We start from the raw sequence: 20,195 nt of genomic DNA, 5'->3' as shown, positions 1-20,195 counted from the left end.
TTGCTCAAAGTGAGCTGATAGAGTGAGTATTCTTTTTTCTAGTGCCTTTTCCAAAATATATAATTGCTCTATTTTGGGAGAATTAGTGATAAAATAGAGTTAAATTAAAGGAGGATGATTCTTATGACAGAAACTGTTAAAGATCCAAATTGTGGCTACTGTGTCCAAGGCGAGCCGCTCGCTCAATTCGGCTATTTAGTGGGCGAATTGCCCCATAGCCTGGTGATTATCTTCAAGGAGCAGTCCCATCCTGGCCGCTTGATTGTGGCTTACAAGGAACATGTCAGTGAATTGGTGGATATTTCTGATGAAGAGCGTGATGCTTACTTCGCTGAGATTGCCCAAGTGGCTAAGGTTATGCACCAGCTTTACAAGCCAGACAAGATTAACTACGGGGCTTACGGAGATGGTGGGTCCCACCTCCACTTCCACTTGGTGCCTAAGTATGAAGGCGAAGTGGAATGGGGGACGCCATTTGCGATGAACTTGGACCAAAAATACTTGTCAGATGATGAGTATGAGGCGATGGCAGAGGACTTGCGTCAAGCTTTGGCTTTATAAGCTGATTTAGTGCACTAAGACCAAAAGAAGGCAGTGAATGAAGGGATGGCCTTGCATTCACTGCCTATTCTTATATGTATTTTTCGATTGTAATGAGCATACGCTACGCTTTTGAATTTGGTCCTTAAGAGCCATGGCACCGGCTCGAGCCAAGGTCTCTCGCCTAGCGAGACTCAAACGGACCCTACGGCTGACGCCTACGTTCCGTAATTCGCTTCGCTTGCTTGGTCATGGCTAAGGACCAACTTCAATGCTTCGCTCCTGCTCATAATTAGATAGCTAAAGAAAAAGCATTTAATTAGCATTTTTATTAAAAAATAAAGAAACTTAAGTGCTGATGCTCACTTAGTCTTCTTCCTCTTCTTCCGAGTTTTCTTGGTGGATGGCGTCGAGGATGGAGACGCGTTGGCGGTCTTCTTCGAGGACCTTGAATTGCCAGTCGCCGACGCTGAAGCGGTCGCCTTTTTCTGGAAGCTTGCCGATGTGGTGGACCACAAAGCCATTGACGGTATGGAAGAGTTCGGGTTCTTCTAGGGGCAGGTTAAGGATTGGCATAGCCTTGTCGATGGCGCAGCCCCCGCTAAATTGATAGTGTTCTTGGGGGATGAGCACGTCGATGTCATTGAAGACCACGTCATCTTCGTCCCAAATCTCGCCAACTAGTTCTTCCAGGACGTCTTCCATGGTAGCAATCCCCATGACGCCCCCGTGTTCGTCGCGGACAACAGCCATATGAACCTTCTGCTTCTGCATCTTGCGCAGGAGGTTGGCTAATTTAATCGAAGGCGGAATGAAGAGGACATCAGAGAGAATGCTCTGGAGGACCACTTTTTGTCCGCGCTCACGCTTGGCCCGCAGATAGCGGTTGAAGTCCCGCTCGTGGAGGGCACCTAGGACATTATCGATATTCTCGTCATAAATCACCAAGCGCGAATAAGGATGTTCCATGAAGGCCTGGTCAATGCTTTCGTCGCTGTCATGGACGTCCGCGGCAACCAGGTCAATCCGAGGGGTTAGAATAGAAGAAACGGTTCGGTCGTCGAAGTTAATGGCGGCCTTGACCAAGCGCTGTTCATCGTATTCAATCGAGCCACCCACCCGGGCTTCATCCACCAGGGAAAGCAATTCTTCCTCACTGATTCCTTCCTGGCTTTCGATGGGGATGATGCGTTGGACGAGCTTCTGCCAGAGGTTAATCAACCAAACAAGAGGCGTCATTAGCCACATGACCACCCGCAAAATAGGGGTTGAGAACTTGGCAAATTGTTCCGGCATCAATTTGGCAATTAACTTGGGCGTAATCTCTGAGCAGAGCAAGAGGATCACCGTTGTCGCAATGGTCGAAATGGTCGCCCCATAGCGAGGGAACCAGACCAAGAGGACCACCGTTGCGATAGCTGACGCCCCGATGTTCACAATATTATTGCCAATCAAGATTGTCGATAGTAAGGATTCAAAGTCTTCCTGTAAATTGAGGGCTTGTTGGGCACGCTTATCGCCATTCTCTGCCTCATTTTGCAAACGAATGCGATTCAAAGACGTAAAAGCTGTCTCCGAAGCAGAAAAATAAGCGGATAAAATCACACATAAGATAAATAAGGCGATCGACCCGACGTAACTCTCATCCATTCTAAAATTCCTCCTATAAATTGTAAGATAAACACTACCCGAGTCCCAGTCGAAAAGGGGGCTTGGATAGTGTTTGCTTAAGTGTATACTTTCCTAGAATTATTGTATCATGAAATTATGGGAAAACCTATTTATCGAAAGGTAAAGAAATTATAAAATAAATCTAGATGAATAAAGCAAAGATAAAAAATAAATAAAAGAAAACAAAAGAAATAACTTGAAAGTAAATGAACTTTCGTCTACAATATGAATTAGGAGGACAAGAAATGTTAGCACAGGAGCGTTTAGACCGGATAGCTGATTATCTGAAACTGAGCCAATCGGCAACCGTTAAAGAATTATCTCAAGAATTCGGGGTTTCAGAAGTAACTATTCGAAAGGACTTAAACGAACTCGAAAGTAAAGGTTTGATTGAGAAGGTCTTCGGCGGTGCCATCTGGTTGGGGCCTGATCAGTTGATTCGCACCGAGATAAAACCGGATGTGAAGCAAGATACCCGCCAAGAAGATAAAGCCCGCTTAGTGGAAGAAGTTTTAGAAAATATTTCGCTTGGTGACAGTCTCTTCTTAGATAATGGGACAACCAATCGTTTGTTGGTCGCAAAATGTCGCCAGTATTATGATGTTTTAACAATCATTACTTGTGATTTAACCATTGCACTTGAAGCGACCCAAGCCCCTAATTATCGGGTGATTCTATTAGCGGGAGAGTTATCTAACCTATCGAAAACAAGCCGCGATTTTGCTGCAGTCGATCGTTTACGTTCCTACCGTGTAGACACGGCGATTATGGGTTGCGATTCTTTCTCTAAAGAGGGGGTCTATACGACTTCAAATGAGAAGGCGGCACTCAAGTCCTCGGCATTAGAAATCGCCAACCATCGTATCTTACTGGCAACAGGCGAAAAAAGTCGTCGGCGCAGCCTCTTGCGTTATGCGCCTATGACAGACTTCGATAAGTTGTATACCAGTCAGGATGCTGACTTGGATGGTTTGCATGATATCAGTCACTTAGAAATCAAAATTTGTTAAGGAGTGTATGATAATGACTAAAGAATATGTTGTATTGACCATGGGCGACCCAGCAGGTATTGGTCCTGAAATTGTATGTAAGTCTTTTGCCAAAGAGGAGGTCTTCGCTGAGGCTAATGTAGCGGTTGTTGGCGATGCTGATATCCTAAAATTGGCAGATGAAATTTGTCAGACGGGCTTGACCATCCACCCGATTACTTCTTTTGAAGAAGGCAAGTATGAGCCAGGAACCTTAGATGTTTTTGACCTCGATAATGTCAATATGGATACCTTCGAATGGGGTAAAGTATCTGCCGAATGTGGCCAAGCGTCTTACGATTATATCAAGAAAGCCTACGAATTGGCCAAAGATGGGCAAGCAGCCGCTATGGTAACGACAACGATCAATAAGGAGTCATTATCTGAAGCAGGAATTAAACAACTCGGCCATACGGATATCTTGCAGGACCTAACAGGTGTCGAAGAACCCTTAACCATGTTCGAGGTCAAAGGCCTGCGCGTGACCTTCTATTCTAAGCACGTGTCTTTAAAAGAAGTCTGTGACTTAATCTCCAAAGAAGGAATTAAGCATTATACCAAACGAACCATGGATGCCCTTAAAACATTGGGAGTCGAAGATCCTTCCGTTGCGATTGCTGGTTTAAATCCGCACTGTGGGGATGGAGGTCTCTTCGGTAGTGAAGAAATTGAATCCATTATACCTGCTGTGGAAGAGATGCAGGCTGAAGGGATCAAAGTTTATGGCCCAATCGGAGCTGATTCCGTCTTCCACCAAGCCTTAATGGGTAAGTATGATGGGGTTCTTTCTCTCTACCATGACCAAGGCCACATCGCGACGAAGATGGTTGACTTTGACCGGACGATTTCTATTACCCATGGTTTGCCTTTCTTAAGAACTTCAGTTGACCACGGGACGGCTTTTGATATTGCGGGGACAGGTGTGGCTGATGAGATTAGCTTGGATGAAGCGATTCGTCTGGCTTGCCACTATTCTGGACGCTTCAAAGCAGCACATGAAGGTGCATAGACTTGTATAGAGGATGGGCCGCGGTCTTTACCCAGGACCATCCTTTTCTATTCTAATAAAATGTAAACGCTTTAATTATAAGGGGGATATTTATGCGGACTTTAATTATTGCGGACGATATGACGGGGGCTAATGTCTCGAATTCATCGCTCGCTAAAAACGGCTATAAAGTTGGAACAATTAATAATGCTGATTATATTGCAGACTATGAGAACTATGATGCTTTAGGTGTTCATACGGATTCACGAGGCATGGAAGCTGAAGCGGCCTACCAAGCTGTGGTGGACAAGATGGCCTCTGTTAAAGGCCTCCAGGTTGATTTCTACAATAAACGAATTGATTCCACCATGCGTGGGAATTGTGGGGCAGAGCTCGATGCGATCTTAGACCAGCTCGATGAGGATACCCTGGCGATCGTCGTGGCTTCTTATCCCGATTCAGGAAAGATTGTGATCGGGAATTACATGTTAGTGGATGGAGTGCCCTTAGAACTCACGGATGTGCGGAACGATCCGACAGCACCCGTTGACTCTTCCAAAATTTCAACAATCTTTAGGGAACAGACCGACCGTGAAATTGGCGTGATTACGGTTGAAACGATTATGCAGGGTCAAGAAGCAATTACTGATACCATGCTGGCTCTCAAGGACAATGGGGCAGAGATCATTGTCGTCGATGCCTTCACGAATGAAGATATTGAGACCATCGCCCAGGCTACCCTAGCTATGGACCTTCCCTTTGTTGCTGTTGATCCCGGTCCTTTTACTTACTACCTAGTTAAGAACTCCGACCAAACAACGGGGATTAAGACCAAGCAGAAGATGCTCTTTACCATTGGCTCGGTCTCGACCATTGCGATTGCTCAAATTGCGCGTTTCCGGGCGGAGCTGGCGCCCTATGTGGTCAAAATCCAAGCTGAAGACTTGCTCTATGACGGCCCTGATCAAGCAGAAATTGATCGCGTGAAAAACAAAGTCCTCCAACACTTAGATGATAATCAAATGTTTCTCGTGGCTACGATGATGCAAAAAGAAGATAAGTTGAATCTAAAGGAAGCGGCTAAGAAATCCGGATTGACAGTTCGCCAGGCTTCCGAACGCATCAGCGATAAGGTAGCAGAAATTGGGTCCCAAATTGCCCTAGCCATGGGCGACCAGCTCGGGGGCGTCTATACGTCAGGTGGGGACATCACCAAGGCCTTCCTAGAAAAGACGGAAACAACGGGGATTCAAATCAAAGATGAAGTCATTCCCTTAGCAGTCTACGGCACCATCATGGGTGGAGCCCTGGACCACAAGAGCATCATTACCAAGGGTGGTTTAATTGGCGATGAATATACCCTCTATGAATGTGCGGATTTCTTAGCGACCAAGATTGCCAGCAATTACTATGTAGAAGAAGGTGTTCACCATGTCAGCTAGTACACAGATTATCCTCGCCTTAATCTTTGCCATGGTCCTCTTGATCTTCATGCTCACTAAGACCAAGATCCATGTCTTTCTCGCTTTGATTATTACGAGTTTACTCACGGGTATCCTAGGTGGAATGGATCCCATTGAAACAGTGAATACAATTAAGGAAGGTTTCGGGACGACCCTAGGGAACTTAGGGATCCTCATCAGTTTCGGTGTTATGATGGGGAAATTACTAGAAAAATCGGGGGCTGCTGAGCGAATTGCTCGTAGTTTCCTCAAAGTTTTCGGTAATGGTAAGGAAGAAATGGCTGTTAATGTCACGGGTTATATCACCTCCATGTCTATCTTTTGCGTGCCTGGCTTCGTTATTCTCTTCCCCCTACTTAAGGTAATTTCGCGTGCTAAACGTAAGTCTATTGTCTCTTTAGCCATTGCGACAGCAGGTGGCCTTGTTCTCACCCACTCCATTGTGGTTCCCGCGACGGGGCCGATTGGGACAGCGGGAATCTTTGGTGCGGACCTCGCTCAGATGATGTTCTGGGGGATTGTGATTACCATTCCTATGGCTATTGCCCTTGTGATCTACGCCCGCTATATGGGCAAGCAGATTTACCGCTTGCCCGATGAAAGTGGAGAAGGCTGGCTTGAAGGCGACCAAGCCCGTGCTTTAACGGGTCATGACATCGCCGAAGAACAAACGGACCAAGAGGAATTACCTGGCACTCTGGTATCTTTTGCTCCAATTATTGTGCCTATTCTCTTGATTCTCGCTGGCACCTTTGCGACCCAAGCAGAGTCTTCTTCCTTCATCGTTCAAAGTATCGCCTTTCTCGGCCAACCCGTCTGTGCCTTGGGGATTAGCTTACTGATAGCCATTATCTTCCTCAGCCGGTCCATGACCCGGGACCAAGCCTTGGCCTTCATGGACGAAGGCATTGCTGGTGGGGCTAAGATCCTCCTAATAGTGGGAGCTGGGGGCGCTCTAGGAACGATTGTAAATGCTTCTGGCGCTGGTGATGTGATCGCAAATTACATTGCTGGCACAGCCATCCCACCAATTCTCTTGCCGCTAATTATTTCAACCCTGGTCCGTTTCATTCAGGGCTCGGGGAATGTGGCAGCCATGACAGCCGCTTCGATTACGGCCCCTATCATGGCGACACTGGGCGTAAGTCCTGTCTTTGCTGCCTTGGCCGCTTGTGTGGGTTCTATGTTCTTCTCTTACTTCAATGATTCTTACTTCTGGACAATTAATGAATTAATCGGTAATGAGAAGGTTAAGGACCAGATCCGTACTTGGTCTATCCCGACAACCATTTGTTGGGCGATTGGGGCAGTAATGATCCTTGTCCTAAACGCTTTCTTTGGCTAAAGATGCAACCACCTGAGCATGAAAAGTCAGGTGGTTTTTCTTTTCGATGATAATTTTTTATCATTGACGCTACTAGAAAGGAATATTTACCTAATTCTTTGAAAGAGAGGAGGATTCTTCAAGTCTTTCCTACCCATCCCACCCCCTAGTCTATATAATAGGTAGAGAGGTGATAATATGCGAAAGATACGAATGATTCTACTGGCTCTGATCTGCTTGTTGCTCCTCGGGGGCTGTAAATCGGGGCAGAAGGACCAGGAGACTTATAAGATTGGGGTAGCGACGGACCGGGCGGCGGAGATTTTCCGCCATGTGGGAGACCGCCTGGAAGCGGAGGAAGGGATCCGGATTGAGCCGGTGGTTTTCAGCGACTTTGTCCAACCTAATGTGGCCCTGGCGGAGGGAGATATTGCGGCCAATGCCTACCAATATGCGCCCTTCCTGGCAGACTTCAACCAGTCCCACCAGACAGACCTGGTTCCCCTGGGTTATTTGTCCGTTGAACCGATGGGGATCTGGGCCAAGTCAGGGATCGAGAGTCTGGACCAGGTGCCGGAAGGGGCGCGGATTGCGGTGACTAATGATCCCATCAATACGGGCAATGCCCTCATCCAGTTGGAGAAGGCGGGGCTTTTGACCCTCAAAGATTCAGCTGGTCCTGTACCGACTAAGGAAGACATCGCCAGCAATCCCAAAAAGCTAGACTTTGTCGAGATGGACGGGGGCCAGGTGCCGAGAGCTTTAGGCGACACAGAGTTGATCCTGACCGGGATAACCATCGCCAGTGAAGCGGGCTTGGACAAGGAGGCTGCCATCTACTTCGAAGACACCACCAACACGTCCAAGCTCTTCCGTTTGAATTTCGTCGTTCGCCACGAAGACTTAGATGATCCCATCCTAAGAAAGATTCTTGACTACTACCAAACAGAAGATACCGTCCGCTATGCCCAAGAAACTGGCTCAGGCACCTTCTATCCCGGCTGGGGGCCAGGCGAAGATGCGACCAAGGACTATGAAGATTTCGCCCAAGCAAGCTCTTAAATATCAGCCCATTAACGAGGCCTAGCCGCTCTGGCTAGGCCTTTAATAGTAACTGCAAAATATTTTCATTGAGCCCTTACATAAATTTAGTTATTGTTTGAATATAGCTTAATAATATGATAAGTTTTTCTTAAAAGGAGGAAGAAGTCATGCTAAAAATTGCGGTATTTATTAAAGATCCTGTTTTCAGGGAAAAACTTGTTGAGATAATTAAAGGCTATATTATGATTAACGCTTGGGACATCGAAATTACAGTACAAGAAGATGTTATAGAAAATTTTTTAACAAACTGCTCTGAAGAAGCATTATCTTCTTCCCTTTATTTTTTTGATTTAGATGCTGTAGATACTCTATCCGAACAATTGGACTCATTAATAAAAGTTAGAAAACAGGACCCACATGGCTATATTGTCTGTATGGGGGAAGATGATAGTAATCTAGATAAGATCATTAAGCATCATATAGAACCTTTAGATTTTATTTTAAAATCAGGTTCAGAGATAGATGTGAAGCAGTATTATGGATGTTTAGAGAGCTATTATTTGAGGCAATTTGATGGGGAGGATACAGAAAGAGAACCAGTTTACCTAAAAACATTAGATCAAGTCATTTTTTTACACCCCGCACAAGTCTTATTTTTTGAAACCTCAGATCGATCGCGGAAAATCAAGTGTCATTTTATTGAAAATAAAGAAGAAAGAATTGTCGAATTTACAGGAAAATTGAAAGATATTGAAACATGGTCTAAACATTTTTTTCGGACGCATCGGTCTTATGTGGTTAACTTAAATTATATCCACAGTTACCAAGAAGAGGATAAGCTGATTAAGTTAGTAAATGATGTATGGATTCCTATTAGTTATAAAAATCTGGGTCATTTGAAAAATATTTTTGATGATAGGAATATATTATAAAGAGACTAAGTAAACGATCAGTGCATGGGCAAATTTCTAACTGAAAATTTGTCCATGCACTTTTAAGTGACTAGGATAAGGACGCTTTTAAGGAAATTGAATGCAAGTTTTAGGGCTTACGATGCAGTGGGGGGTTATTCCAGCTAGTTCACTGCAGACTAGGTCTATTCACTGCATTTATAAGGATTTGATAAGGATTTATGCTAACATGAAAGTAAAGAAAGCGCTTAATATTTTTGTTGAGAAAGGAGAACTTATGGAAGTCGAAATTAAACATCTGAGTAAGCGTTACAAAGGAAATGATTTCTATTCCCTTAAAGATGTCAACTTATCGATACAGGATGGCGATATCTTAGGTCTCATTGGTAAGAATGGGTCCGGCAAGTCAACCCTCCTTAAGATTTTGGCCAAGGCACTTCGTCCGAGTGAAGGCCAAGTTATATTGGATGGGGAAGATTTATTTGCTCGACATGGACGTTTAGACCGTTGTGGACTCCTGATTGAAACGGTCTTCTACCCCCAACTGACCGTTGAGGAAAATTTGAATTTCTTGATTGAACTTCACCATGATGAGGTCTATCGAAAGAATGTGCGTCCTTTGTTAGAATTGGTTGATTTGTGGGAGCGCCGTGAGGACAAACCCTCGAGTTTTTCTTTTGGGATGAAACAGCGCTTAGCCTTGGTTATGGCCTTGGTGAATGAACCAGACTTTATTATTCTAGATGAACCTTTTGTGGGTTTAGATCCTTTAGGGGTTGAGAAGTTGATTGAAGTCCTACAAAAAGCAGCGATCCAAAAAGAGACAAGTATGATTATTTCCAGCCACCAGCTCAATGAATTGAAGGCCATTTGCAATCGCTATGTTTATATCGATGAGGGTCAATTAACGCAAAGCTTTGGCCAGGAAAGTGATGGCTTGCATTTAATCTTGAATCGAGAAATTGATTTGAATGATTATTTAAGCTCAGAATTGCTGTCGGTAGCAGAGCTTTCGGATGACAGACGAACCCTTACCATTCAGGTCCAGGCGACTGGCGACCAACGCAATGCCATTATCGCACGTTTAGCCCAAGACCAACTGATCCAGGACATGCAGCAAGGAAGCGGCTTAGATTCTTATTTTAAGGAGGGACGCTAAATGGGACACTTAATGAAAGGCCAGGCACATTTATTTGCTAAGGAGAAGGAGACCTGGTTATTTGTTGCTTTTGCAGCTTTCCCTCTGTTATTACTCATTGTCCGACTATTCAATACTAATTTTATGCAACTTTCAGCTGATCCAGGATCGATGGACTTTATGACTTTTTTTGAGGCAGTTGTCTATGTGCAGTATAATTTTGGCCTTCCTACCATCGCTTTGATTTACTTGGTAGCAGTTAATGTCGGGGATGAGATTCGAAATAAGATTCTCTACCTCTATAAGGATATGCCTAAAGGCAAGCTATTATCGGCCAAGCATCTGACTCTAGTCGGTGTCTATGGCCTTTATGTACTCCTCACCTTCCTAGCCTGTCTGATCACTTACTACACGACTTTGATTCGAGAGGACTATGCTAGCGGAGCATTTATTGGAGAGGTTTTTTGGACGGAAGATGCTTTGAATGCGGTAGGGATTTTCTTGATGAGTATTATCATCATCTATCTGGCTAGCTACCTTTCCATTCACTTTGGCAATGGTTTGACGATGACTATCGGTGTGCTTTTCTATCTATTTTCTTTAGTTGCCTCTGGTATTGACTTTACCCGATTTTTCTTTCCTACAGGCTTTGTTGCCTTTTTTGATAAACAGAATGCAGGTTTTGTCCTCCTCTTAATGTTCCTTTGCTTCTTTATTTGGATAGCAATCCTAATATTTTTAGCAGGAAAAGCTTATCGGAAAGCCGAATATTAGTCATAGATAAGATAAAACAACCGCCAAACTCGGTCTTAAGCGATCGAAGTTTAGCGGTTGTTTTGCTTTTATTTGACCAGGTCCTTGGCTAGTTCAAAGCAGCCGATGGTGGCGGCGTTGTCTTCTAAGCCAGGGGTTTGTATGTAGTCTGTGAGGTCTGGGGTTTGTATGTAGTCGTTGACTAAGGTCTTGAAGTGGCGGTGGATGCGGTCAAGGAGGTGGGCTTGTTTCATGACGCCTCCGCCTAGGATAATCTTCTCAGGGCTTAGGATTAGGCTGGTGTTGTAGACGCACTGGGCCAGGTAATAGGCTTCGATTTCCCAGTAGGGGTCATTTTCAGGGATTTCAGACCCTGGTAAGCCAATCCGGTCTTCGATGGCGGGACCGGCTGCCATACCTTCTAAGCAATAGTGGTGGAAGGGGCACTTGCCGGGGTAGGGGTCATCAGCGTGGGACCGGACCAGCATGTGGCCCATTTCGGGATGGCTGAAGCCCTGGATGAAGTGGCCGTCCTGGATGGCCCCTCCGCCGATGCCGGTGCCGATGGTGTAGTAGACCAGGCTTTGGCTGCCTTGGCCTGCGCCGGCCTTGTATTCCCCGTAGGCTGCGGCATTGACGTCCGTGGTCCAAGCGATGGGGAGCTTGAAGTCTTGCTGGATGCGGCCGACGAAGTCATAGTTTTGCCAGGCTAGTTTAGGGGTAGAGCTAATATAGCCGTAAGTGGGCGATTCGGGATGGATATCGATCGGTCCGAACGACCCGATCCCGATGGCTTGGAGGTCCTGGCTATGTGTGTGGAAGAAGTCAGAGACCTGGGCTAGGGTTTCTTCTGGTTCAGTGGTAGGGAAGCTTACCTGGTCTAGGATCTGGCCCTGGTCATCGCCGACTGAGCAGACGAACTTAGTCCCGCCGGCTTCGATTGCTGCATAAGTCATGTCATCGCACCTTTCTCTTCTGGATTAACTTTATTCTAACATTATTTATTTTAAGAGGTATAGATAACAATTCTGCCTCCATATGAAATACGAATTTTTATCGAAACCCGTTGGTGAGCATCCGTTTCGCTTTTGAATTTGGTCCTTAAAGAGCCATGGCATCGGTTCGGGCCAAGGTCCCTCACCTAGCGAGCTTCAAAGGGCTAGTAACGGCTTACGCCGACTATCCCTAATTCACATCGCTTGCTTGTTCATGGCTAAGGACCAACTTCAACGCTCCACTCCTGCTCAAAAATAGTCGGTAAAAGAGAATAACTAGTAATTACTAGACGTGAATACTACGAAGAAAGAGTAGAAATTGCGATTTTTTTAATGCTTTAACAAGCAAAATTAACATTCCCTTTTATGAATTATGCTGAAGTCCTAAAAATCCTCCTTCGTACCTAAGTACTGATTCCTATCTTTTCTTCTATTTGAGATTGATCTGATACTTTTTATTTTTGAATACTAAGTACCTCTTGGTCGAGGGTGATTTTGCCTTCCTTTACCACTTGGATGTCTTGGTAGTCTGCGGTATTAGTAATGATTTCCATAACGGTGGGGTCGTAGCCGGCTGCTTTGATGGCTTCGATGTCGAAGTGGCCGAGTTCTTGACCCTTGCTTACTTGGTCGCCTTGTTCGACTAGGCTTTCGAAGCCTTGGCCTTCTAGGTTGACGGTGTCGATACCGATATGGATGAGGATTTCAACGCCTTCCTGGGTCTTGATGCCGTAAGCGTGCTGGCTGTCATAGGCAACCGTGATTTCCCCATCTGCGGGGGCGTAGACGGTCCCCTTGTCGGCATCAATAGCCAAGCCGTCGCCCATCATTTTCTGTGAGAAGACGGGGTCGTTGACATTCTCTAGGGCAATGAACTGGCCGCTAGCTGCTGGGCCGATACTGATGACAGACGAGCCTTCTTTTGAAGAGCTGTCTTCCTGGCTTTGACTCTCTGCCTCAGTTGCTACTGCGGCTTCTTCTTGGGCGGCGCTTGCGCCCACTGCTGCGGTTTCAGCTGCAGGCTGGGCTAGTTTTTTCCGGCCGTAGAGGTAGGTGAAGGTGAAGGAGAGGACGAGGCTCAGGACCATACCGATGAGGAAGGGACCCCAGGAGTCGGAACGGATGGAGATGAAACCGATCAAGCCGGCAGATCCCATAGCGCTCGCCAGGACATGGAAGAAGCCGATGAAAGCGCTGGCGATCCCTGAAGCGATCATGGCGCAGAAGAAGGGGAAGCGGAGCTTGAGGTTGACTCCGAAGATAGCGGGTTCCGTGATGCCCAACATGGCAGAAACACTGGAAGCTGAGGCCAAGTTTTTCACCTTGTCGTCCTTGGTCATCAACATGACCGCAAAGCAGGCGCCACCTTGAGCTAGGTTAGCCATACAAGCGACGGGGAAGATGAAGGATCCTCCTGTCTGGGCAATGTTGGCGATGAGGGTGGTTTCGATAGCGGGGAAGCTCTGGTGGAGTCCAGTAATGACGATGGGGGAGTAGAAGGTCCCGAAGATTCCTAAGCCGATTGCCCCTGTGGTTTGGTAGAGCCAGACTAGGCCATTAGTTAGGCCGTCCGAAACGGTCCGCATGATGGGGCCGACCAAGACGAAGGTGAGGAAGCCGGTGATGATGAGGGTGAGCATAGGGGTGAAGGTGAAGTCAAAGGCCGCTGGAATCTTCTTATGGAAGAATTTTTCCAATTGAGCGAGGATCCAGGCGACGGCTAGGACGGGAATAACGGATCCCTGGTAGCCAGCTTGGGCCACATTCAGGCCGAAGATATTCCAGAAGGGCATCTCACCTGCTGCAGCTACATTGGCGACGTCATAACCATTGACCAATTGGGGCATGACCATGGCCATCCCCATAGCGGCTCCCAGGTAGCCATTGCCGCCGAAGCGTTTGGTGGCGGAGAAGCCGATCAGGACGGGCAGGAAGGCGAAGGGGGCAGAGGCAATGAGGTTGACCATGTCCACCAAGTCGGCCAGGGCGGGGTAAGTCTCGATAACGGACTTGGCCCCGAAGAGGCCTTCTGCCGTGAGCACATTGTTGAGGGCCATGAGCAGGGCACCACCAACCAGGGCAGGGAGGACCGGGACAAAGATATCCGACAGCACTTTGACGAAGTCCATCAGCGGGTTGGAAGCCCCCTTGTCTTGGGCCACCGCCTTGAGTTCTTCGGTCGAGGTTTCCTTGGCATTAGTTAATTGGGCGAGTTCGGCGTAGACCTTGTCGACATCCCCCGCTCCGATAATAATTTGGTACTGGCCATTGACAGAGAAGGTTCCCTTGACCCCGGGATTATTATCCAGGGCCCCCTGGTCGATTTTATCTTCGTCTTTGAGCACCAAGCGTAGACGGGTAGCACAGTGGGCGGCCGCTTGGATATTATCCGTCCCCAGTGCCTTCACAACATCTTCAGCAACTTTTCTATGGTCCATAAGTAATCTCCTTCCTTGAAAACGTTTTACTTGCCTTATATGATACGCGGAATTTATAAAATGTCAAACGTTTATCATAAAAAAGTTGAATTATTTTAAATGGTTAAAAAAACAGCTTTAAATACTCAATTAGAGTCTGTTAAATGATTGACAGGGTAAGCGATTTCAGCTATGCTTATCTAAAAAAGAAAGCGAGTGATGGGAATGGAATGGATCACAGACTGGACACGAGAATTGCGCTATACCCCTTATGCGGACTGGCCCGAGGGTTACCAAGAGTCCTTGCGCAAGTCCCAAGCGGCTTCGGATTGGCGGGCAGCCTATCATATCCAACCAGCCGGGGGGCTCTTGAATGATCCCAATGGCTTTTCGTATTTTAACGGGCAATGGCAGCTCTTCTACCAATATTACCCCTATGGCCCGGTTCATGGCCTGAAGTCCTGGTACCAGATGACGTCGGATAACTTGGTCGACTGGCAAGACCAGGGCCTGGCCCTGCAACCGGATACGCCATACGATTCCCACGGGGTCTATTCGGGCTCAGCCCTGCCGGTGGGTGACAAGCTCTTCTTAATGTATACCGGCAATGTCCGAGATGTTGATGGGGACCGGGAGACCTATCAGATGGGGGCCTGGCTTGCCCAAGATGGTCAGATTGAAAAGATCGACCAGGTCTTGATCCACCAACCCCAGGGCTACACGGCTGACTTCCGCGATCCTCAAATCTTCCGTCGCGCTGGCCAGTACTGGATCTGTATCGGGGCCCAGACGGTCAACAGAGAAGGCCGAGTCCTCATGTACAAGAGTGATGACCTTCTCAACTGGGAGATGGCTGGGGAATTGGACCTGGGCCAAGCTGACCTGGGCTACATGGTGGAGTGCCCCAACCTAGTCTTTATCGACGACCAGCCTGTTCTTATCTTTTGTCCCCAAGGCCTGGACCAGGAAACGGCGGCTTACGCTAATATCTATCCCAATATGTATATCGTGGGTCGGGCCTTTGACTGGGATAAGCTGGCCTTTGTCGACCCTAGCCCCATGCAGCTAGTTGACCAGGGCTTTGACCTCTATGCTAGCCAGGCCATCCAAGCCCCAGACGGTCGGGTCCTGGCGGTGTCCTGGTTGGGCCTTCCGGATATGCCAGCGGTAACGGCTGAGGAAGGCTGGGCCCATTCCCTGAGCCTGGTTAAGGAGCTGACCCTAGTGGACGGGCGTCTCTACCAGCGACCTGTTGACGAGCTGCATGTCTTGCGCCAAGACTCGAGCGACTTTAGCTTGGATCTGGCGGAAGGCCGCCAGTCCTTGCCGTCTCTATGCGCGGGCCAAGAAGAGATCCAAATCCACCTAGCGCCAGGAAGTAAGGGACGTTTAGAGCTCTTTGCTGCGGCTGATGCTGAGGGAGCGGTCGTCTTAGCTTTTGATTTAGAGGCTGGCCAGTTGACCCTGGAACAAACGGCAGCGGGCGTGCGGATGGCATCTGATTATGGCTACCAACGGGCCCTTGACTTGCCAGCTGGCCAGGCCCTGAATCTGACCCTCTACCTCGACCATTCCTTGCTGGAGATTTTTGTCAACGGCGGGGAAGAGACGCTGACGACTCCGGTCTATCCGCGGTCTAAGGAGGCTGGCCAGACCTATATCCAGGGAAGCGGCCAGGTTTCGGGTCAGGTCTGGGCCTTGCGCGCTATGGAAGAGAGTGTGACAAAAGTCGATTAGGCCTGAATCACTGGAGCGAACTATGTCCAATCGTTGGCCAACGATTGGACATAGTTCGTGAAGTGGATGTCAGGACTGACTTTTGGAACAGGTTTTTGAAAAATGTTCGTTGTTTAAAAAGAGTCTAGAGATTTCGTTCCAACCTCTAATTTAAAGAGAAAGAAGTGACAAGATGGCGGTGAAATTAACAGATGTGGCTGAGCGGGCGGGGGTGTCTGCCACCACAGTTTCGCGGGTGATCAACAATTATGGCTACCTGAGCCAGAAGACTATCGATAAGGTCCACCAAGCCATGGCCGACTTGAACTACCAGCCCAACCAGCTGGCCCGGTCCCTCCAAGGTAAGGGGACCCAGCTGATCGGGGTGATTATGCCCAGCGTGGCTCACCCCTTCTATGGTGACTTGGTGGACCGGATTGAAAACCTCCTATCCCAACGCGACTACCGGATGATTCTCTGCGACAGTGCCGACGACCCCGACAAGGAGAAGGCCTATCTGCGTATGTTGGTCGCTAACCAGGTGGACGGCATTATTGCGGGCGCCCATAACCTGGGCATTGAGGAGTACCAGACCATCCAGGCGCCGGTCGTCTCCTTCGACCGTTACTTGTCCGACCGCATCCCTATTGTAGGGAGCGACAACTACCAAGGGGGCGAATTGGCAAGCCGTCTCTTGGTGGACAAGGGCTGCCAAAAGATCGCCTGTTTGACTGGGTCCCTAGCCTCGGATTCCCCAACCAACGACCGGCTGGCCGCCTATGAAGCCGTGATGGCGGAGGCGGGCCTAGTCAAGCAGGTCTATTCCTTCTTGCCCAGCCAGTCGCCCCTGGTCAAGCGGTCTGAAATCAAGCGCCTGCTTAGTCAAGAGGACTGGGATGGTGTTTTTTGTACCGATGACTTGACCGCGCTCTTGGTCTACCAAGAAGCCCAAGCCCTAGGACTGCGCCTGCCGGCTGACCTGAAGTTGGTCGGCTATGACGGCAGCCGATTGATGCGGGATTATTTCCCCTACCTGACCACCATCGTCCAACCCATCGCCGCCTGTGCGGAACAATTGGTCCACCTAGTTTTGGACCAGCCGGATCGGCATCGGGGAGGTGCGGATACGGTTTCTAATTACAAGTATCCCGTTTCAGTTTGGACTGGGTCAACAGTCTAGCTGGGTATGAGAGTACTAAATTATCAGAAGGCATCAAAACAAGTTGTGAGAGCTTGTTCTGATGCCTTTTCTCTTCTTTATTGGATATCGGCTTGGTGGGGCTTTCGAATGGGGGATAGGTTAGCGAGTAGGTCCGCTGCTAAGTAAGATGATTTTGCTCAGCATAATGAAAAAAGCTAGCGAGGGCCTTGCTAGCTTTTACATTTATCCTATTAAAAATTATTTGGAGATAGTTTTAATGTCGGGTGTCATTAATCCGCATTTGCGGCCTTCGAGTGTGGGTTAGGTAATGTTAAGCTACACCCGGAAGTCTCGAGTGTGGTTTCCTTACTTTTAACTCACAATTGGAGGTCTTAATTGTGGCTTGATCCTTACGAACCTAGACAAGGGGCCTCCAATTGTGGATTGGCCGGTGCTAAGCCACACTCGGAGCTTTTGATTGCAGATTAACCTGATTGTGCAGGGCCTTTCTCACACCCTGTAGTCGGGTTCGAGGATGCAGAAAGGGCTCCTCTTCACAAAAGGACGTCGAAGGCTTACAGCCTTCTCTGGCCTTTTGCCTCCAGAGGTCTATTTCTCCCGCCAGCCCTCACACCCTTCCTAGTCGGGTTCGCAAAGGCAGAAAAGGAGTGACTTCAGCAAAAGGGAACGATCGGCTAAAACCGCTCTTATCCCTTTTGCCTCCAATCATTTAAGTCTGGACGCTCTTGCTCGCCCCCTTCCTAGTTGGGTTCGGCCTGGCAGAAATAGCTCCTCTTCACCAAAAGCCGCCGAAGACTTTCAGTCTTCTCTGGCTTTTGCCTCCAGAGGTCTATTTCTCCCGCCAGCCCTCACACCCTTCCTAGTCGGGTTCGCAAAGGCAGAAAAGGAGTGACTTCAGCAAAAGGGAACGATCGGCTAAAGCCGCTCTTATCCCTTTTGCCTCCAGTCATCCTTTTCTAACCGCCTTTGCTCACACCCTGTATACATTTACTTAATCCTTACCGAATGTTTACAGAGTATTTACATGCTTCTGTTATAGTTAGTCTTAGTTAGGTTTTTAGTAATAATAAAAGACCGATTAATTTGAAGGAGGAATCAGACCAGGTGAATTGGGATAGTAAGTTCAAGAAAGTTGGCCTCTTGCTGACGTCTGTGTTTGTGTTAGGGGCATGTGCCGAATCTGGGAATATTGCAGAGGAAGCGCCGGCTAAGGATGCGGTTGAGGAGAGTGTGGCTTCTAGTGAGTCCGCTTCGTCAGACCAAGCTTCTGAAAGCTCTGCGGCGTCTTCAGAGTCTAAGGAAGGCGAAGAGTCCGAGGAAGTTGATCCTGTCTATGGGGAAGAGAATGGCTTGGATTTAATTGAACTCCAGAATGAGAAGCCAGAAGTGGCCCCTGTTCCTGTCAATAATGAACCCAACCGGATCGCGACCAACCTTTTAGAAGAAACCAACGATGCCATGGGCTTCAACTGGTATACAACAGACCAGATGCCAGATGCTAAGGTCAAGGTATCTAAGTCAGAAGATATGTCCAATCCGCTTGAATTCGCTGCGGAAGCGACGGAAGTAACTTCTGAATATGCGGAACGCGACAAGGATGGCTACTATATCTATGCGGCAGCCACTAAGGATGAAGACGGTAACTTTATTGTCGACGAGAACGGTGAGCCGGAAGAAGTTGAAGGTTACTTCACCGACGAACAAATCACGACCGACAATACCGAATGGACTTCTGAAGGGAGCTCCTTGGGTTACTTGGAACTCCAAGATGTGACCGAATACTCCTACAAGGCTGAAGCGGATGACCTGGAGCCAGATACCCAATACTACTACCAAGTGGGTTCTGACGAGGGTGGCTATTCTAAGGTTGGTTCCTTCAGAACTTCTGGTGAAAAGGGCGAAGCTTTCCAATTTATCCACTATACTGATACCCAGAATGCTTATTGGAATGCCAATGTCAATAATGAGGCCGCTTACGGGGCAGACACCCTTGCCCATGCCCTAGAAGTTGCACCTGACGCTGACTTTGCTCTCCACACTGGGGACTTCGTTGAAGTGGCAGAAGTTGAAGACGAATGGGTAGATAACTTGGATATGTCCCAAGACCAAAACCTCCACTTGCCTCATGCCTACACCCCAGGTAACCACGATGAATATACCGTTCTAGGGGACGAAAAGGACTTAACCGCCTTTAACGAACATACCAATGTGCCGATTACCAATGACGCCATGACCGGGGGCTCCTACTATTCCTACGACTACAACGGCGCTCACTTTGTGGTCTTAAACACTAACGACAACAAGGAATCGGAAGATAATCCTGAACAAGGTGCTATCGGTAAGGAACAGATGGAATGGGCTAAGCAAGACATTCAAGAAGCCCGCGATAATGGGGCTAACTGGATCATCTTGGCCTACCATAAACCCATCTACTCGGCTTCCTACCACGCCCTCCAAGATGAGGACGTTCAAGTGACCCGGGAAGAATTCGCTAAATTAGCGGATGAACTCGATGTCGATGTGGTTCTCCAAGGGCACGACCACAACTTAACCCGGACCAAGTCTCTGGTTTATACTTCCGATAACTTCTCTTACGGTGAAGTTGAAGACACCGAAAAGACAGAAAAAGACGGCGTGGAATACCATGTGAATCCGGAAGGGGTAACCTATATCATCCCGAACACCTCAGGGACTAAGGCTTATGACGCCATCTACATGAAGGGTGCTGACCATGTTCACAAGGTCCGTCCAAAATTAGACTGGATGACCGAAGAAGATGTGGAACTTTGGAACGGCCTCTTCGATGTAGCCAAACAACCAGATGACTCACCTAAATTCGACCACAAACACGAAAACTACCGTCAATCCCAAAACCAAAACTTCGCGGTTTACACCGTCACCGAAGATGAATTTTTGATTGAATTCTATGAAATGAGCGGTAACCTCCACGAAGGGGAAGAACGGACGGTTGAACTGGTTGATTCTTACGGGATTAAGAAAGACCAGAATGCCTAAATTGATGAACTTATAACAAGAAAAGGATGC

The 20,195-nt window shown here is 47.8% G+C and carries 15 protein-coding genes; 12 read left to right on the top strand and 3 right to left on the bottom strand.

Annotated elements, in window-relative coordinates; all coding sequences use genetic code 11:
- Positions 1-123 precede the first annotated feature (123 nt).
- Positions 124-561 (top strand): HIT family protein, encoded by a 438-nt coding sequence (locus tag AWM72_RS03670; protein ID WP_067973340.1) that lies wholly within the window; start codon positions 124-126, stop codon positions 559-561.
- Between the two features lie 345 nt (positions 562-906).
- Here AWM72_RS03670 and AWM72_RS03665 read toward each other — a convergent pair whose 3' ends face one another.
- The gene (locus tag AWM72_RS03665; RefSeq protein ID WP_067973334.1) at positions 907-2,190 is read right to left on the bottom strand and encodes an HlyC/CorC family transporter; all 1,284 of its coding nucleotides are present in this window, start codon (positions 2,188-2,190) and stop codon (positions 907-909) included.
- 266 nt (positions 2,191-2,456) lie between these two features.
- Between AWM72_RS03665 and AWM72_RS03660 the strand changes: the two genes are divergently transcribed.
- The 8 genes from AWM72_RS03660 (at position 2,457) to AWM72_RS03625 (ending at position 10,881) form a co-directional block, all read left to right on the top strand.
- Complete coding sequence (locus AWM72_RS03660; protein WP_067973331.1) at positions 2,457-3,221, top strand: DeoR/GlpR family DNA-binding transcription regulator; 765 nt, start codon at positions 2,457-2,459, stop codon at positions 3,219-3,221.
- A 13-nt stretch (positions 3,222-3,234) separates the two neighbouring features.
- The gene (pdxA, locus tag AWM72_RS03655; protein WP_144435175.1) at positions 3,235-4,248 is read left to right on the top strand and encodes a 4-hydroxythreonine-4-phosphate dehydrogenase PdxA; all 1,014 of its coding nucleotides are present in this window, start codon (positions 3,235-3,237) and stop codon (positions 4,246-4,248) included.
- Positions 4,249-4,340: 92 nt separating this feature from the next.
- Positions 4,341-5,669, top strand: coding sequence for a four-carbon acid sugar kinase family protein (locus AWM72_RS03650; RefSeq protein ID WP_067973325.1), 1,329 nt, complete (start codon positions 4,341-4,343; stop codon positions 5,667-5,669).
- Entirely contained in the window at positions 5,659-7,035 is a 1,377-nt protein-coding gene (locus AWM72_RS03645; protein ID WP_067973320.1) for a GntP family permease, read from the top strand. The genes AWM72_RS03650 and AWM72_RS03645 overlap by 11 nt, the downstream gene beginning before the upstream one ends.
- Before the next feature lie 177 nt (positions 7,036-7,212).
- On the top strand, positions 7,213-8,076 hold the full coding sequence (locus AWM72_RS03640; RefSeq protein WP_083272334.1) for a MetQ/NlpA family ABC transporter substrate-binding protein: 864 nt from the start codon (positions 7,213-7,215) through the stop codon (positions 8,074-8,076).
- Positions 8,077-8,225: 149 nt separating this feature from the next.
- Entirely contained in the window at positions 8,226-8,990 is a 765-nt protein-coding gene (locus AWM72_RS03635; RefSeq protein WP_067973310.1) for a response regulator transcription factor, read from the top strand.
- A gap of 100 nt (positions 8,991-9,090) precedes the next feature.
- Positions 9,091-10,128: an ABC transporter ATP-binding protein gene (locus AWM72_RS03630; protein ID WP_083272335.1), complete on the top strand. Its 1,038-nt coding sequence runs from the start codon at positions 9,091-9,093 to the stop codon at positions 10,126-10,128.
- Positions 10,129-10,881, top strand: a complete 753-nt coding sequence (locus AWM72_RS03625; RefSeq protein ID WP_067973303.1) for a hypothetical protein — start codon at positions 10,129-10,131, stop codon at positions 10,879-10,881.
- A gap of 68 nt (positions 10,882-10,949) precedes the next feature.
- On the opposite strand, the gene AWM72_RS03620 is transcribed toward AWM72_RS03625, so the two are convergent.
- Both AWM72_RS03620 and AWM72_RS03615 read right to left on the bottom strand, forming a co-directional pair.
- A complete protein-coding gene (locus AWM72_RS03620; protein ID WP_067973299.1) occupies positions 10,950-11,816 on the bottom strand; it encodes an ROK family protein in 867 nt (288 codons plus the stop codon).
- 494 nt (positions 11,817-12,310) lie between these two features.
- Positions 12,311-14,293 (bottom strand): sucrose-specific PTS transporter subunit IIBC, encoded by a 1,983-nt coding sequence (locus AWM72_RS03615; RefSeq protein WP_067973294.1) that lies wholly within the window; start codon positions 14,291-14,293, stop codon positions 12,311-12,313.
- 198 nt (positions 14,294-14,491) lie between these two features.
- Here AWM72_RS03615 and AWM72_RS03610 point away from each other — a divergent pair, with 198 nt between their 5' ends.
- From AWM72_RS03610 to AWM72_RS03600, 3 genes are all read left to right on the top strand, one after another.
- Complete coding sequence (locus tag AWM72_RS03610; RefSeq protein WP_067973290.1) at positions 14,492-16,009, top strand: sucrose-6-phosphate hydrolase; 1,518 nt, start codon at positions 14,492-14,494, stop codon at positions 16,007-16,009.
- A gap of 172 nt (positions 16,010-16,181) precedes the next feature.
- Positions 16,182-17,168 (top strand): LacI family DNA-binding transcriptional regulator, encoded by a 987-nt coding sequence (locus AWM72_RS03605; RefSeq protein WP_067973287.1) that lies wholly within the window; start codon positions 16,182-16,184, stop codon positions 17,166-17,168.
- A 1,086-nt stretch (positions 17,169-18,254) separates the two neighbouring features.
- On the top strand, positions 18,255-20,165 hold the full coding sequence (locus AWM72_RS03600; RefSeq protein ID WP_067973285.1) for a purple acid phosphatase family protein: 1,911 nt from the start codon (positions 18,255-18,257) through the stop codon (positions 20,163-20,165).
- Positions 20,166-20,195 lie beyond the last annotated feature (30 nt).

This window comes from Aerococcus sanguinicola, assembly GCF_001543145.1.
Classification (GTDB): Bacteria; Bacillota; Bacilli; order Lactobacillales; family Aerococcaceae; genus Aerococcus; species Aerococcus sanguinicola.
The sequence above is the reverse complement of the archived record's forward strand: the minus strand, read 5'-3'. Positions and strand labels throughout refer to the sequence as shown.

What these genes read in the sequence shown, in the direction of transcription:
- AWM72_RS03670 (WP_067973340.1), top strand. Translation starts at nt 124, where the DNA reads ATGACAGAAACTGTTAAAGATCCAAATTGTGGCTACTGTGTCCAAGGC.
- AWM72_RS03665 (WP_067973334.1), bottom strand. Translation starts at nt 2,190, where the DNA reads ATGGATGAGAGTTACGTCGGGTCGATCGCCTTATTTATCTTATGTGTG.
- AWM72_RS03660 (WP_067973331.1), top strand. Translation starts at nt 2,457, where the DNA reads ATGTTAGCACAGGAGCGTTTAGACCGGATAGCTGATTATCTGAAACTG.
- pdxA (WP_144435175.1), top strand. Translation starts at nt 3,235, where the DNA reads ATGACTAAAGAATATGTTGTATTGACCATGGGCGACCCAGCAGGTATT.
- AWM72_RS03650 (WP_067973325.1), top strand. Translation starts at nt 4,341, where the DNA reads ATGCGGACTTTAATTATTGCGGACGATATGACGGGGGCTAATGTCTCG.
- AWM72_RS03645 (WP_067973320.1), top strand. Translation starts at nt 5,659, where the DNA reads ATGTCAGCTAGTACACAGATTATCCTCGCCTTAATCTTTGCCATGGTC.
- AWM72_RS03640 (WP_083272334.1), top strand. Translation starts at nt 7,213, where the DNA reads ATGCGAAAGATACGAATGATTCTACTGGCTCTGATCTGCTTGTTGCTC.
- AWM72_RS03635 (WP_067973310.1), top strand. Translation starts at nt 8,226, where the DNA reads ATGCTAAAAATTGCGGTATTTATTAAAGATCCTGTTTTCAGGGAAAAA.
- AWM72_RS03630 (WP_083272335.1), top strand. Translation starts at nt 9,091, where the DNA reads ATGCAAGTTTTAGGGCTTACGATGCAGTGGGGGGTTATTCCAGCTAGT.
- AWM72_RS03625 (WP_067973303.1), top strand. Translation starts at nt 10,129, where the DNA reads ATGGGACACTTAATGAAAGGCCAGGCACATTTATTTGCTAAGGAGAAG.
- AWM72_RS03620 (WP_067973299.1), bottom strand. Translation starts at nt 11,816, where the DNA reads ATGACTTATGCAGCAATCGAAGCCGGCGGGACTAAGTTCGTCTGCTCA.
- AWM72_RS03615 (WP_067973294.1), bottom strand. Translation starts at nt 14,293, where the DNA reads ATGGACCATAGAAAAGTTGCTGAAGATGTTGTGAAGGCACTGGGGACG.
- AWM72_RS03610 (WP_067973290.1), top strand. Translation starts at nt 14,492, where the DNA reads ATGGGAATGGAATGGATCACAGACTGGACACGAGAATTGCGCTATACC.
- AWM72_RS03605 (WP_067973287.1), top strand. Translation starts at nt 16,182, where the DNA reads ATGGCGGTGAAATTAACAGATGTGGCTGAGCGGGCGGGGGTGTCTGCC.